Origin of the sequence: Pseudoalteromonas sp. MM17-2 (genome assembly GCF_022347945.1) — a bacterium.
Taxonomy (GTDB): Bacteria; Pseudomonadota; Gammaproteobacteria; order Enterobacterales; family Alteromonadaceae; genus Pseudoalteromonas; species Pseudoalteromonas ruthenica.
This window is the reverse complement of sequence record NZ_JAKRFV010000003.1, coordinates 82599-98106: the sequence shown is the minus strand read 5'-3', so window position 1 is coordinate 98106 and position 15508 is coordinate 82599. Positions and strand designations below refer to the sequence as shown.

Annotated in this window: 17 protein-coding genes; 8 read left to right on the top strand and 9 right to left on the bottom strand. The window is 47.1% G+C overall.

Annotated elements, in window-relative coordinates; translation table 11 throughout:
* Nucleotides 1-48: 48 nt before the first annotated feature.
* The gene (locus MHM93_RS03745) at nt 49-2241 is read right to left on the bottom strand and encodes an EAL domain-containing protein (RefSeq protein WP_239448105.1); all 2193 of its coding nucleotides are present in this window, start codon (nt 2239-2241) and stop codon (nt 49-51) included.
* 142 nt (nt 2242-2383) lie between these two features.
* Between MHM93_RS03745 and MHM93_RS03740 the strand changes: the two genes are divergently transcribed.
* Nucleotides 2384-2923, top strand: coding sequence for an SRPBCC family protein (locus MHM93_RS03740; protein ID WP_239448104.1), 540 nt, complete (start codon nt 2384-2386; stop codon nt 2921-2923).
* A complete protein-coding gene (locus MHM93_RS03735) occupies nt 2913-3791 on the top strand; it encodes a TIGR03899 family protein (protein WP_045979212.1) in 879 nt (292 codons plus the stop codon). The genes MHM93_RS03740 and MHM93_RS03735 overlap by 11 nt, the downstream gene beginning before the upstream one ends.
* Nucleotides 3792-3834: 43 nt before the next feature.
* On the opposite strand, the gene MHM93_RS03730 is transcribed toward MHM93_RS03735, so the two are convergent.
* The 6 genes from MHM93_RS03730 to MHM93_RS03705 form a co-directional block, all read right to left on the bottom strand.
* Nucleotides 3835-4593, bottom strand: coding sequence for a TIGR04219 family outer membrane beta-barrel protein (locus MHM93_RS03730; RefSeq protein WP_239448203.1), 759 nt, complete (start codon nt 4591-4593; stop codon nt 3835-3837).
* Nucleotides 4594-4605: 12 nt separating this feature from the next.
* Entirely contained in the window at nt 4606-5592 is a 987-nt protein-coding gene (locus MHM93_RS03725; RefSeq protein ID WP_239448103.1) for a DUF2333 family protein, read from the bottom strand.
* A gap of 8 nt (nt 5593-5600) precedes the next feature.
* Nucleotides 5601-6086 carry a copper chaperone PCu(A)C gene (locus MHM93_RS03720; RefSeq protein ID WP_239448102.1) on the bottom strand — a complete coding sequence of 162 codons (486 nt, stop codon included), beginning with the start codon at nt 6084-6086 and terminating at the stop codon, nt 5601-5603.
* Nucleotides 6087-6218: 132 nt separating this feature from the next.
* Nucleotides 6219-6425: a PspC domain-containing protein gene (locus MHM93_RS03715; RefSeq protein ID WP_022945387.1), complete on the bottom strand. Its 207-nt coding sequence runs from the start codon at nt 6423-6425 to the stop codon at nt 6219-6221.
* Between the two features lie 145 nt (nt 6426-6570).
* A complete protein-coding gene (dusA, locus tag MHM93_RS03710) occupies nt 6571-7578 on the bottom strand; it encodes a tRNA dihydrouridine(20/20a) synthase DusA (RefSeq protein WP_239448100.1) in 1008 nt (335 codons plus the stop codon).
* 161 nt (nt 7579-7739) lie between these two features.
* On the bottom strand, nt 7740-8738 hold the full coding sequence (locus MHM93_RS03705) for a substrate-binding domain-containing protein (RefSeq protein WP_239448098.1): 999 nt from the start codon (nt 8736-8738) through the stop codon (nt 7740-7742).
* Nucleotides 8739-9217: 479 nt separating this feature from the next.
* On the opposite strand from MHM93_RS03705, the gene MHM93_RS03700 reads away from it, so the two are divergent.
* Together MHM93_RS03700 and MHM93_RS03695 are read left to right on the top strand one after the other, a co-directional pair.
* Nucleotides 9218-9373, top strand: a complete 156-nt coding sequence (locus MHM93_RS03700) for a hypothetical protein (RefSeq protein ID WP_239448097.1) — start codon at nt 9218-9220, stop codon at nt 9371-9373.
* Complete coding sequence (locus MHM93_RS03695; protein WP_239448096.1) at nt 9364-9819, top strand: LysE family transporter; 456 nt, start codon at nt 9364-9366, stop codon at nt 9817-9819. The genes MHM93_RS03700 and MHM93_RS03695 overlap by 10 nt, the downstream gene beginning before the upstream one ends.
* A gap of 66 nt (nt 9820-9885) precedes the next feature.
* Here the strand turns inward: MHM93_RS03695 and MHM93_RS03690 are convergent, their stop codons facing one another.
* Nucleotides 9886-10494, bottom strand: coding sequence for a MarC family protein (locus tag MHM93_RS03690; RefSeq protein ID WP_138587774.1), 609 nt, complete (start codon nt 10492-10494; stop codon nt 9886-9888).
* 115 nt (nt 10495-10609) lie between these two features.
* Here MHM93_RS03690 and MHM93_RS03685 point away from each other — a divergent pair, with 115 nt between their 5' ends.
* From MHM93_RS03685 to MHM93_RS03670, 4 genes are all read left to right on the top strand, one after another.
* Nucleotides 10610-11044 carry a transcriptional repressor gene (locus tag MHM93_RS03685; protein ID WP_022943883.1) on the top strand — a complete coding sequence of 145 codons (435 nt, stop codon included), beginning with the start codon at nt 10610-10612 and terminating at the stop codon, nt 11042-11044.
* A gap of 73 nt (nt 11045-11117) precedes the next feature.
* Entirely contained in the window at nt 11118-11585 is a 468-nt protein-coding gene (locus MHM93_RS03680) for a chemotaxis protein CheX (protein ID WP_022943882.1), read from the top strand.
* Nucleotides 11582-12019 carry a secondary thiamine-phosphate synthase enzyme YjbQ gene (locus MHM93_RS03675; protein ID WP_130144470.1) on the top strand — a complete coding sequence of 146 codons (438 nt, stop codon included), beginning with the start codon at nt 11582-11584 and terminating at the stop codon, nt 12017-12019. The genes MHM93_RS03680 and MHM93_RS03675 overlap by 4 nt, the downstream gene beginning before the upstream one ends.
* Nucleotides 12020-12400: 381 nt before the next feature.
* Nucleotides 12401-12943, top strand: a complete 543-nt coding sequence (locus tag MHM93_RS03670) for a DP-EP family protein (protein ID WP_022943880.1) — start codon at nt 12401-12403, stop codon at nt 12941-12943.
* A gap of 5 nt (nt 12944-12948) precedes the next feature.
* Here MHM93_RS03670 and MHM93_RS03665 read toward each other — a convergent pair whose 3' ends face one another.
* Nucleotides 12949-15504, bottom strand: a complete 2556-nt coding sequence (locus tag MHM93_RS03665) for a serine/threonine-protein kinase (protein ID WP_239448095.1) — start codon at nt 15502-15504, stop codon at nt 12949-12951.
* Nucleotides 15505-15508 lie beyond the last annotated feature (4 nt).

Below are 15508 nucleotides of genomic sequence, written 5' to 3'. Positions count from 1 at the left end.
ATGTTTTAGCACCGCGTTAGCCCTAAATCGCGGCCAGCCTAGTGAAGGTTAGTTGCTCACCTTTAAGTAAGTATCAAGTTTTTTGCCATCTAGGGGCTGCGCATAGTAATAACCCTGCCCTTCGTGACAACCAATGGATTTTAAAAATTGCAGCTGTTGTTCGGTCTCAATGCCCTCTGCAATAACCCGTAAATTCATTCTTTTAGCTAACGAGACCACTAGCTCGGCGATTTCACCGTTATCCTGTTCGGGGATTCCTTTAACAAAAGCTCGGTCTATCTTGAGCCGATCAAAGGGTAACTTGTGTAAGTAACTTAACGAGCAAAATCCAGTGCCAAAATCATCAATCGCCACATCAATACCGTAACTTTTGAGCTCATTAAGCGTGCGTGTAACCTGCTCAAACTCGTCCATAACAACGCTTTCGGTGATTTCCAACTCTATTTTATCACTGGGTACGGCAAAGCGCGCCAAGGTTTGCGCAACGCTCTGAGCATAATCAGACGCTTTAAACTGTGGCACCGAGACATTCACCGATATTTGCATATCAACGCCATGCTGGGCTAGCTCTCGCTGTTTGGCACAGGCCTGTTCAAGCACCCACTGGCCAATCTCTATAATCATCCCCGCGTCTTCAGCCAAAGGCACAAATACGGCCGGAGAAATAAACTGACCTTGTCCTATCGGCCAACGCAATAGTGCCTCACAACCATAAGGCTGCGCCGTTGCCAAATCTACTTGCGGTTGGTACCACACCTCTAGTTTGCCATCTGCAAAGTCTTCCCGTAGGCGTCTTATCATCGCCAATCGATGGCTCACCTGCTCTTCCATTTGTTTATCAAAGTAGCAGTAACTATGGCTAATATCGGCTTTAGCATGGCTTAACGCGATCGACGCTCGCTTTAAGGTGCCCAGCGCAGAGCTGTCAAAATGAGGCTGAGTGCATAATCCGAAGGTAAAATTTAAATGCAGCTGATGCTCAGCCGCGATAAAGGGCGCGCGCAACAACTGTTGTAATTGCGCAAAGGTGAGTTGCTCCTCATTACTTACTACAGCGAAGAGATCTGCGCCAAGCCGCGCTACGACTTGCGCCTGTTGATGCTGCCCTTGCAAACGCTGCGCCACAGCAACTAACAGTAAATTACCAATATCGTGGCTGAGCCCTTCATTGATGTCGGCAAACCGGGCAATATCAATCAGTACTAAATAATCGTGGGCGTTGGTGTTTTTTTGTAAGCGCTCCAAAGCGGCGATAAAGCCGTTACGTGAACATAACCCCGTAAGTGAGTCTTTAAACGCAACATTACGTAACCTCTCCACCAACAGTACGTTGTCGAGGCCTACGCCCACATTGGTCAAAAGTAGGTCAATGTATTGCATCAGCGCATGCTCAATAATGTGTTCACCTTCAAGGCAAATGACATACTGCTGTTGTTTGGCACGAAAGAAAAAGCTCACCGAGTGTTCGTCATGCTGGTGCTGAGCTAATTTAAAACTGGCTTTGACCTGCTCCTTTACAGAGGCCGTTAAAGCGCTTTTATCAAGATGTTGGTGATGCACATTTTGATACTCACCGGTGCCACCATAAACAATCTCCACACCGTCATCATCTAATCCACACACCACCCCTTGTTGCGGACCCGCTGTAAAATGAGCAAGGTGTTTGATCGCTGCGCGACTCAAAGGCAGTAATTGACTAAAATTCAGTATTTGCTCGCTTGCCAGCAGCACTTGGGAAAGGGCATGACTTTGCATAGATAATTGCGTTACCTGCTGGTGCGAGCGCAAGGCCGTTACCATGGTAGTGGCAAGCTTCGAGCGGGTCAGTTCAGTTTTAGTGCGGTAGTCATTAATATCATATTGACGGATGATCTGCTCTTCAGGGGCATAACCTGGCTGCCCTGTACGCAACACAATGCGTACCACGTGATTTTTTAACTCTTCACGCACCCGTTTGGCAACAATTAACCCGGCATCGTCGCTTTCCATAACAACATCAAGTAACACCACCGAAATAAGCGGATTGTCACGCAAAATATCAACCGCTTGCGTACCATTAAAAGCGTGATGAAAGCGCAACCCCTTACCGTTGAGCTCAAAGTTAGACAAGGCTAACTCCGTCACTGAGTGTATTTCAGAGTCGTCATCAACAATGAGCACATCCCAAAACTCTTGGGGTTTAGCCGGCTCCTCGTCAAATTCTTCATTAAGAAAAATAAAATCACTACTTGGCGAAGACATAGCCTTCCTTCGAAACCGTAAACAATCGAATATTCACTTACTTAGATGAGCAATATTCACAACTACGGAGATAGAAAATTAAGTTCTAACAGTATAGTCTAATCTTTTGACTATGCTTTTTGTGTTTCTGCGCAGAGGTACTGTGATAACCCTAGCACGCAATGTAATAAAAACTCTAGTTTTACTCGCGCTCATACTGGTGCTGATTGGCCTTATCGCCAAGCAACATTATCGCGTTGAGCGCAGTATTACTCTGGATGTTCCGAGCGCAGCGATAAAGCCTTGGCTGTGGGATTTAACTCAGTGGCAACAATGGCTAGCGCTGCGCCAATTCGACCAACAAGCTCGTTTAGAAGTCCGTGCGCAAGCCCAGGGAGTTGGCGCTCATTTAGGCTGGCAAGGGCAACGCTCCCGAGGGGAACTAAGTATTGTCAGTGACAGTGCATCTACTCTCAACTATCAATTACTGGTCAATAACGAATACCTTTCGCATGGCCAGTTTCAATTAATCAGTTCAGGGGAGCAGACCCGTATCTTATGGCAGCAACAAGGTGAAATCACCCTACCCGTCATTGGCCCCTATTTAGTCTGGTTTACCGAACATACCCTCGCTAATACCATGACTCATAGCCTAAATAATTTAAAAACAGTGGTGGAATTGGAGCACAAGGATGAGCAGTAAAACCTTCACTGCGCAAACCAAACTGGCGCAACTTATTGCCCAACGAGTTGGTTTTAAGATAAAAAAACAGCGCAACTCTTTACCTGTCCCGGCCCAAGAAGGGGGCTATTCCCGCCAAGGGGCTCGCCCCAGTGGGTTTGTATTCGACCAACGGGTGCCTCTTGCAGAGCGAGCCCTTAAACGTGAAGAGCTCAAGCGCCTAAGACAGCAACACAATATAGAGTCGATTCTCGCCCAGGCCATGCAATACTGCCCAGACACTAAAACTGATGGCTATGTTGACCCTGATTGGTTTGAACGCTTTATGTCGCTTGCCGAAGACTCCGCAACAGCGTCCATGCAGCAGTTATGGGCAAAGATTCTTGCTGGAGAAACACTGGCTCCGGGGACCTTTAGTATCAAGAGCTTGCAAACCCTAAAGCAAATGACCCAGCGCGAAGCATTGGCTATACAAAAAGCCGCTGCATTGTGTGCTCAGCTCGACTTCGATCATTCTCATATTATTTTATTGGGTTATTACAAGCGCCCGTCGTTATTCGACTTACTGCGCAAAGGCAATAAGGAGCAACTCAACTTGGCAAAGGCGGGACTCAGTTACCCGCAAATATTGACCTTGATGGATTGCGCTGTGCTGTATCGCAAAGAAATTGAGTCAGCGAACTTTCGCGCCAAGCAGCAGCTAAAACTGCGCTTTTACGATACCTCATTAACGCTCACAGCCAAAAACAGTGACTTAGTTCTGAGCTACTACAAATTCACCCAAACGGGTGATGAATTAAGGCGGTTGCTGCGTGCCACATTAAGCCCTACGTTTAAGCAAGCAATAGAGCAAGCACTGCAGCGTGACTTCGATTTAGAGTGGTCATAAATACAAAAAAAGCGGCCTGCGCCGCTTTTTCAAAGTTTACTATTTAGAAGTGAACTTGTAGCCCTGCAAAGGGGCCTGAAACATCAATATCAGTATTGATATCATCAACATCATCAAGTTCAATCAACATCGCTCGGTAGCCTGCACGTACAGCCACATCCACCGCTAGATTATCAATAAATTCCCACTGCACGCCGACTTGGTAGTCATGCACGGTACTGTCATCTAATGCGAAAAAGCTGCCCTCAGCAAATGCGCTCAAGCCAGTAAAAGGTAAGCCCACTTCACCGCGACCATACACTAGTGGCACAAACCCTGAGTAATCAACGCGCACAGACGAACTATTGTCGACCTGGGCAACATAAATATCGCCGTCAAACTGTTTCGCGCTCAAACCTAAATCAATCGACACCGCATCGTTATCAAAAATCTCATAGTAAAGCACATAATCGGTATGACTAAGCTCTGCATTGGTCATGATGTTGCTGCCTACAGCAAAATCGACTCCCTCAAATTCAAAGGTTTGGTTAAGCAATGCTCCGCCGCTGATGTCCATCTCGGTGTAACGTAGCTTGACGTTAGGAACCAAAGGAACTGGATGCTCCAATGCTGCGTAGTAGCTGGTGAAGGTTTCATCATCGAAGTTGAAATCTTGCTGCGCATAGCCTTTGCTGCCAAAGCTACCTTCTGGCTCAGCCTGCCAACCTTCGGCCCCCACATAAAGGCCTAACACGGTATCGGCATGGGCCATTGGCGCCATCGCTGCAAGCGATAAACCTGCAGCCACAAAGTATTGTTTCATCATCTACCCTTTTTATCCTTGTGCGAGTAACTCGCTTAACTCAATTAGTGCCGCATTAGCACGAGAAATATAATTTGCCATCACTAACGAATGGTTAGCTACAAGGCCAAAGCCACTGCCGTTAAGCACCATAGGGCTCCACACAGGCTCTTGTGTTGCTTCCAGTTCGCGAATAATTTGCTGGACGCTTACCTTAGCATTTTTCTTTTCCAAAACATCGGCAAAATCGTGCTCAATAGCGTGCAGGAAATGCAGCAACGCCCAGGTAGCTCCCCGAGATTCATAAAACACATCGTCAATTTCCCACCAAGAGGTGCGCACCTCTTGCTGCATGGGTGTATATGTCGCTTGATGTGCTTCGCGATCGCCAGCCAAATCGGTATTAACACGCTCTTGTCCCACGCTGGCGCTGAGACGTTGGCTGAGGCTACCCAAACGCTTTTCAGCCTCTTTTACCCAAGTACGTAAATTATCTGCACGGGCATAAAACTGACTTTGTCTGTCATTACTGTCCGCGATTTGACTGCGGTAGGCAATCAGGTAATCAATGCCTTTTTGATACTCACCTTCGGCACTGGGCCACATCCAAGCAGTGCTACTGATATTAAACTGCGGTTGCGCTTTTTTCAGTGACGGGTGCTCCGTGGATTGCGACTGTGAACGGCTAAAGTCTTTACGCATCGACAACGCTAAATCACGGGTCATCTCCAGCGCTCCGTATTCCCAGGCCGGCATGTTGTCCATCAACACGCTGGGTGGAGCCATATCGTTACTAAGGTAGCCGCCCGGTTTGTCGAGTAATGTTTGCGCGACGTTAATCAACGTCGACGTGGTCACATAACCTGTTACTAAGCGCTCATTTCGTTCGCTCGCTTGCTGTTTTGCCTTTTCTACGACATCGAAGCGATCGGGCTCAATGCTCCAATAAACGGCAATGAGATAAAATAATAAAAACAATGCAGCAATGGCTGCGGCAATCTTTCCTTTATGCTGAGACATAATAACTCCTAGTGATGATGGTGCTGATGTTCATCGCTGTTATTGTCTTGCGACTGTTCAAGCAAGTTATAGATGCGTGCCTGTGTGAACAGACGGTCGCCATCGGCAAAATACAGGGTCATTTTCAGTTGCTCACCGGCTACCAGTTTCTGACTTGGTGCAAATAGCATTAAGTGTAGTCCACCGGGTTGAAATACCTGTGTTTGGTGCGCAGGAACCTGTAACTCTTCAAGCTTACGCATTTGCATCATGCCATTTTTATGTTCATGAGTATGAATCTCCACACGCCCGAGGGTCTCGATCTCGACCTTTTTCAGTACGCGGTCATGATCGCTGTGGTTCATTAACGTAAGGTATCCTACCGAGCTCTCGCTAGCAGGTAAGAAGGTCCGCACCTTGGCTTCACTTACCATAAGTTCGCCATGAGCAGCACTGTGAAAACTGAGCAGTAACGACACTGCACAGATGAGGGTACCTAGGGTTGTACGCAGCATAGCGCTTCCTTGTTATGTTACTTTAACTGTACCCTAATATAGCTTAATGACGCCTGAGTGTCTGTAATAAAATCAGTGTACTAGCCGCAAATAGAGCGTTATTTGCAGCCATGGTTGTACATGTTTATATGGCTAAACCACGATGTGCTCGTCAAACACGAAATGACAAATAAGGTAGATAGCTGCCACCAGCACTGGGGCATTTAAGAACAAGATAACCATCGCTACGCGGGTGAGCCAAACAGGTAGGTTATGACGTTTCGCAAACCCGGCACACACACCCGATAACTTCTTATCCAAGGCATCGCGATAAAAGCGTTGATAGCTAGAGTCTCGCATGGGAATACTCCTATTAGTTTAATTCACTAAGTGAGCATCAAGTTACATGCCAAAACTCATCACATTGAAAAATAAAGGATTTTGATTTGTATCATCTTTATGTAATTAGCAAAATAGCTATTTTTTAGTATATTTAGCAATAAAGTTAGCGGACAAAGCTCAGTGCTGTGACTAAAGTATCGGCCGTAGCATCTTGCTTGTGGCCATTTTCAGATAAATGACGACGGTAACCACGGGCACCTGGCATGCCCTGAAATAACCCCAACATATGCCGAGCAATATGCCAGAAGCGCGCGCCTTGGCGCATCTCGTCATCAATATAGCTAAGCATTTTTTCTGCCACTTGATGGCGGCTCAGTGTGCAACCCTCTAAGCCATATAATGCGGCATCTACTTCGGCCAGTAAGTAAGGGTTACTGTATGCTTCTCGGCCAATCATTACACCGTCAACATGCGCCAAGTGATGTTCACATTCAGCGATGGTTTTAACCCCCCCATTGATGCTGATATGAAGGTGGGGAAAATCTTTTTTAAGCTGATACACACGCGGGTAGTCAAGGGGGGGAACCTCACGGTTTTGCTTCGGGCTCAAACCTTGCAGCCACGCCTTACGGGCATGAATGATAAAATCATCGCAGCCGACCTTGTGAATCGCCTCTATCAACGCCAGCAAGAACTCGTAACTGTCTTGCTCATCAATGCCGATACGGGTTTTTACCGTCACGGGAACGTCAGTGACCGCCTTCATTGCATCCACCCCCTGTGCGACTAGCTCAGGCTCAGCCATTAAGCAGGCGCCAAAGCGACCATTTTGCACGCGGTCCGACGGACAGCCCACATTTAAGTTGATTTCCGCATAACCTCGTTGTGCCGCTAACTTCGCGCAATGAGCCAACTCGTCAGGGTTTGAGCCACCCAATTGCAATGCCACTGGCTGCTCATGCTGGTTAAAGTGCAGATAATCGCCCTTGCCATGGATAATAGCGCCGGTGGTGATCATCTCGGTATATAGCACCGCCTCTTTGCTCATAATACGATGAAAACTACGGCAGTGGCGATCAGTCCAATCCAGCATTGGCGCGACACTGAAGCGACGAAAAGCCGATTGTTGCCAAGAAGGGGTGAGTTGAGTCTGTGTTGTCGCTTCGTTCATAAACCTGTGCCTGCATTACCAAGAAAACCAACGGGCTCTTTGCGCCGAGTTGTGGGCGCGCAATTATACGTCAATCACACCCTGATTGGTATTACCTAAGCCAGTACCGACTTTCACAGCAACCCGCAACTAAAGAGATGCACTGATTTTACCTTTGAGTATTAATGGTTTTTCGCGCAGCTCTGCGCGTTATCAGGGGTGCAGTAATGAAAAGGTAAGTAATATTGCTCTTGTTCAGGAAGGTGTTGGTGCTTTACTGCATCATAAAGTAGCTGTGCGCCCTTACGGCCCATTTCATAAGGGTTTTGACCTATATTCATGGTGCCAAGGCCGCTCGCTAACGCTTGCAATTGCAGTGTTTCAGTATCGGCAGAGATAATCACTCGCTGCTTCTTAGCTAGCTGCTGTTTAAACTCTGTCATCACCTGTTGATAATCAGGATTAAACTGTGCAAAGCCAGCGACGGCAACAAAGATTGTCGGCTGCGGATAACTGATAATGGTGCGTAATTGCTTGAGGGCATCATCGCGACGCCCAGCAGTGAAAAGCGGACAACGAGGATGCTCCAGCCAACCATTCTCACCGTTCAAACGTTTGGTACTCCCTGACAAGGCATAACGCACGCCGTCGATGCGCTTGTTTAAGTTCGGCGTAGTGTGATGTCCCGATTGAATACACAAGGTTTGTAGGTGCTCTCGTTTAAACTGCTTTGCCGCCTCACCAAGTGCCACGCCAAAATCAAAGTTATTAGTGCCCACATAGGCTAAACGATAAGCTTGGTGTTGTGGTGCCAAGTCTGAGTCAAAAGTGATCACCGCAATCCCTTGCTCCTGAGCCTTTTTTAGCGCTCTGTTGACCAAGTGCTGCGAGTCGGTGGTAGACACCAATATGCCGTCCACGCCTTGAGCAACTAAATCTTTCACTACCAGTGCTTGGGTACGAGCGTCTTGGTAGTCATAAGCGCCATCATAAATACAGCGCAAATCGGCTTGGCGCTGGGCAAAGTCTTGGCAACCTTTGAAGGATTGTTCATAAAAGCTGTCGTTCTTGGTTTTGCCTACGACGGCAAAGGTGTACTGGCCATAAGCAACAAAAGACAACATCGCGCAGAGCGCCGAAATAAGCACTAATGCTGATGAGCGAAGATTAAAACAGTGCAAAATAATTCCCAGTACAACTACCCAAGAAACTTTGGTTTAGAGTAGCTCATCCGGCATTAAAGGCAACATTTAGTTCACAAAACAAAAACAACTGCTGATTATTTAAGCCACTGTACTCAAAAGTGAATATAGAATCCACGAGCCAATCAGCCAACCAATAAGTGGTGTGGTGCCCTCAATAATAGCAAATATCAGTCTAGATCATTTTAAGAGCTGCTTTAGCCCAATCGCGCCCTTCGCAAGGCTGAAGCCTTGCCTACAATACACCCGACAAAATCGGTAGGTTGGACTTTAACCCAATCACGTCCTTTGCAAGGCTTCAGCCTTGCCTACAATAAACCCAACAAAATCGGTAGGTTGGGCTTTAGCCCAACACAGATAATCTTGCAACTCAGTATCCAGCATGAGCGATGTCAGCCATGCAAACAGGCGTAATTCGAGATACAGTGCCAGGTCTAACCCGGTAAACGGAATAATCTATGGAACTGTCAGCCTATTTACCCCAGTTATTGTCCATCGCTACGCTAGCAACGATCATGGCTATTAGCCCCGGTGCCGACTTTGTCATGATCACCCGTAATAACCTAGTATATGGGCGTCGTGCCGGTTTTATTCGGCGCTGGGCGTGGGGTTAGCGATTTGGATTCACCTTGCTTATTCCATAGCCGGCGTGGCGCTGCTCATTGCCCAATCGGTGGTGCTATTCACGGTGATAAAATACATCGGCGCAGCTTACTTAATTTACCTTGGCTATCAGAGCCTGCGAGCAAAGCACCATATCGCCTTGGAGCTCGCGCCCAAGGCAGCGCCCAACAAGGCGTTATCCGCCATCTCGGCTCTGCGTCAAGGTTTTATAACTAATGCCCTAAACCCCAAAACCACGTTGTTCTTTTTAAGTATATTTACTCAGCTGGTGAGCGCCGATACGCCCACTGCCATCCAGCTTGTGTATGGGCTTATTATTTCTTTGGCACACTTACTGTGGTTTGTGTTGGTAGCCATGTTTTTAGCCACCCCGCATTTGTACACGCCCTACAACGTTATCAACGGCTTATCGAAAAAACCTTGGGTGTCATATTAGTCGACTTAGGCGTTCGCGTTGCCACACTCATCCAATAAGTAGCTTAGTTTTGGCAGCGGCCGCGAGTTACAGCGCGAAGTAGTCCTTAATGCCACCGAGAATGTTTGTCACCGCCACGGAGCTCAGGATCAGCCCCATGACTCTGGAGATAATGCTTGCACCGCCATCACCAATGAGGTTATGTACGTAGCGCGCCAGCAAAAGTAACAATAACACCACGCCTAAGACGCTAAGCATCATTGATGAGTTAATGGCCTGCTCGACCCAAGTATATTCATTATTACGAGTCATCAGCACCGCCCCTAGCATAGCCCCTGGGCTGGCTATTGATGGGATGGCTAAAGGAAATATGGCGGTTTCTGTGGAGTCGCGCACACTTTTAATTTCCGACTCGGGCTTGCCTTCACCAAAAATCATGGTCAGCGCAAACAGCAGCAGTACAATGCCACCGGCAATCTGGAACGCCGCAAGCGGAATACTAATAGCGTTGAGCAACAACTCACCGACAACGACAAACAGCAACAGTACTAACGCCGATACCAGCACCGCTTTGTAAGCTACTTTGCGCTTAAATGCGGCATTTTCGCCGCGCGTAACGGCAATAAATACCGGCACTGTGCCTATGGGGTCAATTACCGCAAAAAAGAAAATAAAGGTGGCCAGTAATTCGTGCACACTTGCTCCTGAAAATTAAAACAAAATTATACCTCTCTCATGCAGACAGAGATAGTAATTTTTATGCGTCATAGTATGCTAGTATAGGTGGCGTTAAGATGAACGAAGGTTAGCTATGAATGTAGATGCGCTTGTCAGTAAAGCTAAAAGAATGTGCGACAGCAAAGGCGCTCGCTTTACTCCCATCCGTGAAAAAGTATTCCGTTTACTTGCCAGCACTAAAAGCGGTGTTGGTGCGTATGACTTATTAGAGCAATTAAAAGTGACAGAAACCAGCGCAAAGCCTGCGACGGTCTATCGCGCACTGGACTTTTTAGCTGAACAAGGTTTTATTCATAAAATAGAAAGCACCAACGCGTTTATGTTATGCCACCATTTTGATTCAATTCATCCGGTGCAGTTGCTTATCTGCGATCAATGCGGTCACGTAGACGAGCTGCACTCGAGCGTGCTGTCGCATGAGTTAAGTGAGCTCGCCTCACAAAGCGGCTTTAGTGTAAGCTCGCAAACTATTGAAGCGCATGGCATTTGTAAACGCTGTCAATCTTAGTAACAACTTGCTAGGGTAAAACACGTGCTGCAAGAACAGCAAAATTCACCTTCTGCGAACAAAGGTATGGACAATGAACGTCGAGTTTATTAACCCTTTTCTTTCTTCTTTGGTCAATGTGTTGGCCACGATGGCACAAACTGAACTAAAACCGGGTAAACCTCGCGTTAAAAAGGACGAGGTCGCGGCGGGCGATGTGTCAGGGTTAATCGGTATGGTTGGCCCACAAACAAAAGGCTCACTCTCTATCACTTTCGATGAAAGCCTAGCGCTTACCATCATGGAACGTATGCTAGGCGAGCGTCCCAGTGCCATTAATGAAGAAGTGACCGACATGGTTGGCGAAATCACCAACATGGTTACCGGTGGCGCCAAGAACTTATTGGGTGAAAAAGGCTACGACTTTGATATGGCGACACCAGCAGTGGTATCAGGCACTGGCCACACCATTACCCACAAATGCGAAGGAACCACAATTATCATGCCTTTCACCTCAGGTGATGGCAATGCCCACATCGAGATCAGCTTCGACACCTTATGAGTTGGCAACAACACAGCATTACTTTAAGCGCAAAGCGCCGGGGCTTTCATCTAATTGATGAGGAAATTCTGCGCGCGCTGCCGCAAATTCAAGATTATCAGGTTGGCCTGCTGCATTTAATGCTGCAACACACCTCTGCAAGTTTGAGCATTAACGAAAACGCCGATCCCACTGTGCGCCAAGATATGGAAGCGCACTTTAACTGGGCCGCTCCCGAGCGCCAACCTTTTTATCGCCACACCTACGAAGGTGATGACGATATGCCCGCGCACATTAAAGCCAGTACTTTAGGGTGTGAACTCACCTTGCCTATTAGTCATGGCCAGCTGCAGCTAGGCACATGGCAAGGTATTTACCTGGGTGAACACCGCGACCAAGGTGGTTCTCGTCGTATTGTTGCCACCTTGCAGGGACAGCTAATGGCCTCTAAATAGCCTTATTTTTCACGCTATCTACACTGATATGCGCTGTGCACAGACTTTAGCTAAGGTTGGCATGACATAAGGCGGCGTAGACCTGTCACTGTGTAGCAAAGAAAAACGCCAAGGCTCCCCCAGTAATAGCTCTTCATCCTGAGCCCATAATCGCAACTAGGAATATGCGCCGCTGTAACAGCGCTGAAAATAAAAGGCACTCAGTACTTAAGAACGATAACGCCTTGGACCGTATGCAGCATGCGGCTTTCATTGCCCCAATAAGTTGTTGCCTTACAAGCGATTACAAAAACTATACTTTCCTCACTTACACGCTATAGTTATAGCCATTCTCGGATAAAGTAATCAAAAACGGTCCATTATCTTAATAAGGAAATGATCATGTCTGAACAAGCCCCTGAAATCCAAGTCCCCTGTGAGCCTGGTAATGTTTCGGTCCAAGAGCAACTAGAGCTGATCCCAAGCGTTAACGAGCCTTGGCAAACATATGTTGTAGTTAATGGCAGTAAGCAGAATATCAACGGCCAAGACTACCCTATTCTATTCACTAACAACCCAGCTCATGCAGATTTGCAACCGACTCAACATGCTGAATTAGTTGTCACCATCAGTGACAATGATTGGGAGTTTTTTGGTAACGGTGTGGAATACATTAAAAACTACAGCAACTGCAACTACAATGTCGACTCGTCTATCAGTGCCGATAAGAAGCAGCTGACTCTTAAGGTTCATCAAGTAGATACTACGTTTTGTTATGGTAAAGCAGACGACAGCCCTCTTGATCAAGTTATTGAAGTTGCCCCTTCGAGTACTGCTGAGCCATTGAGTATCGGTTTCCGCTTTACTGCGAAAAACACCGCGAACGGTAAATACTATATGTCGCAAGACCCTCGCGTGATAGTTCGCCGTCCAGATGAAGATTAATTAACTCAGTTTACACAGAGCTGAGAGTGGGAGCCGACCATCGCTCTAAACTTTTCAAAATCGCAAAGTGGTTTAAACCAAGGCTGTAAAAACCAGTTTTGGTGGTAACCACTTTTTAAAGCCTCTTCCACATAGTAAAGACTGGAGTTAAAGTCTCCGCCCAGTGCATGCACTAATGCCGCTGTATAACTTAACTCTGATTTATCCTCTGCCAATTTGAAACTATGCTTCAGTGACTTAATAGCTTGCTCGTTGTCACCCAATTGAGCATAGGCCTGCGCATTTTCAGACCACGCCAAGGCCGATTCACGCCCGTTATTTAGCTGTAACAGGCGCTGATACAGCTCTTTTGATTCCACAAGCTTACCGTTGAGCATATTTATGTCTGCCATATTGAGCATCATCCCGGTGTTTTTCGGTGAACTCAACAGCGCTTGCTTGGCAAACTTTTCCGCCATAGGGTAGTTCTGCACCATCATGTAGGCGATAGAGAGGTTTGATAAATCAATGCTGTCACTATTCTCATTGAGTGTTTTGCTGTAGCTTTCTATCGCAGAGGTGAAGTCACCTTCGATTAAAGCAATATCAGCTAGGTACTGGTGAGTTCTTCTATCACTGGGGACTTTTTCAACTAAATCCGCGAGCAGGTTTTTCGCTGACTGAAAATCACCCAGCCAATACAAAACGAGCGCGAGCTTTCTTTGTAACCGCAAATTGGGTCTCAAGCTCAACGCTACTTCTAACTTATCTCTGGCCTGTTTATCTTCACCCTCAGCAAGCAGAATTGAAGCCTCCAAATTCAAAATAGCAGCTTGGTCATGACTCACCTTGGTTAACATATCCAAAGCATGCTTGGCCTCTTCTATTTGCCCCAGCTCTATATTTAGCAGCACTAGGCTTTTGTAGTAGCTGGACAACTTTTTAAATTCACCTGGGGCATTATGGATTGCTGAAATTGCCTGCTTAAGATAGGTTTTTTCATGGGTTGAGTGATACAGCTGCAGCGCAATTTCACGTAAAAGGTTATAACCCTCGACACTGGTTGCACTCTCTTTGACCGTCGCCAGACTTTTATCAAACATCTCCGGCGTTGCTACGTTGTCGACATAAAACAACGTATACATCTCAAATAATGGGCTGTTACTTTTCATTGTTGATAGCGAGCGATACTCTTCACTATCAATGCCCGGGGAAATAAGACGCGCAGTATTGTATTTCGCCACGTCATGTAAATTAGTTGTGCCTGCAATATCTGTCTGCCACTGCATACTCTCCTGCACTTGCCAGTTGGGAGCACGTAGTGTACTTATTTCAACGCTACAGTGGCGTTGCTGACAATCCAACGAGCTGCTAATCAGGGTATCGGCGCCGGTGTAGTCGGCCAGCCTCTGAAAGTAGCTTTTAGGGTCTCTAAATTGATCACTGTCTTGGCCTTGCGCCAACATATTCATTTCTGCGCGGCTAACTAATTGCTGGTCTTGCTGGAGCAGCTGTTGCCACATCGCACTTTGTACCGAGCCTTTCAAAGCGCTTTCATAATGCTTAAATTCATCAGGTAGGTTATATATCTGAGTGGGTAGAATCGCGACCACAGGCTGGTGTAACAGGTAAGGGCGTAGCAAGTAGCCTCCCACCAACACTGCCGCACAGACAAAGGCCATCACAAGGTAACGCCAGCGCAACTTCTTTGCTCTTAATGGTGCGCTTTTCTGCGTGCTATTTGATGGTGTAACCGGTTCTGTTTGCTGCTCTAGAATAGCGGCTTGAACTCGTTGTTGCAGTAACTGCTCAAGCTGTTTGCTAAAAGGGCCTCGGCGCAGATTTAAGCGCGCCACAGGTTTTACGCTAAGCGCTTGGCCTAATAGTGCTTGCAACTGCTGCGGTAATTGCGTAGTGCTGAGATCTAAGTGTTGTCCTTGCAGTATTGCCGCGCTGATATCTTGGCCACCTTGTCCAGCAAAGGGGTGCTCGCCTGTTAGTAATTCAATTGCAACAACGGCAAACGAGAACCAATCGCTGTGGTGACTGAGTGCTTGCCCTTGCAACTGCTCAGGCGACATATAGCCCTTGGTGCCTGCACTTTGACTAACATGGCTGTTACCGCCCACGAAGCCAGCAATACCAAAATCAGCCACTTTGACTTGCCCAGCTTCACTGATCAAGATATTGCTCGGTTTCAAGTCACGGTGAATAATGCTGTTGCGATGCGCGTGCTCTAAACCCTTAGCAATATCCACCAGCATAGCCAGCTTTTGTTCAAGCGTTAACACATGCTGCTTCTGGTATTGCAGCAGGTTTTTACCGCGACAAAACTCCATCACTAAATACTGCTGGCCGTCGCTTTGGCCACAGTCAAATACTTGAATAATATTGGGGTGATTTAAGCGTGCCAGAAAGCGCGCTTCACTAAGGGCGTCTTCGTCTAATTCACTATCACCGCTAGTATTTAGCACCTTGAGTGCCACTGTACGTTCTAGTTTAGTATCGAAAGCTTCGTAGATGGTGCCCATGCCGCCCTGGTACACCACTTTATTCAATTCATAATGAGCAAGCGTGCGCATAGAG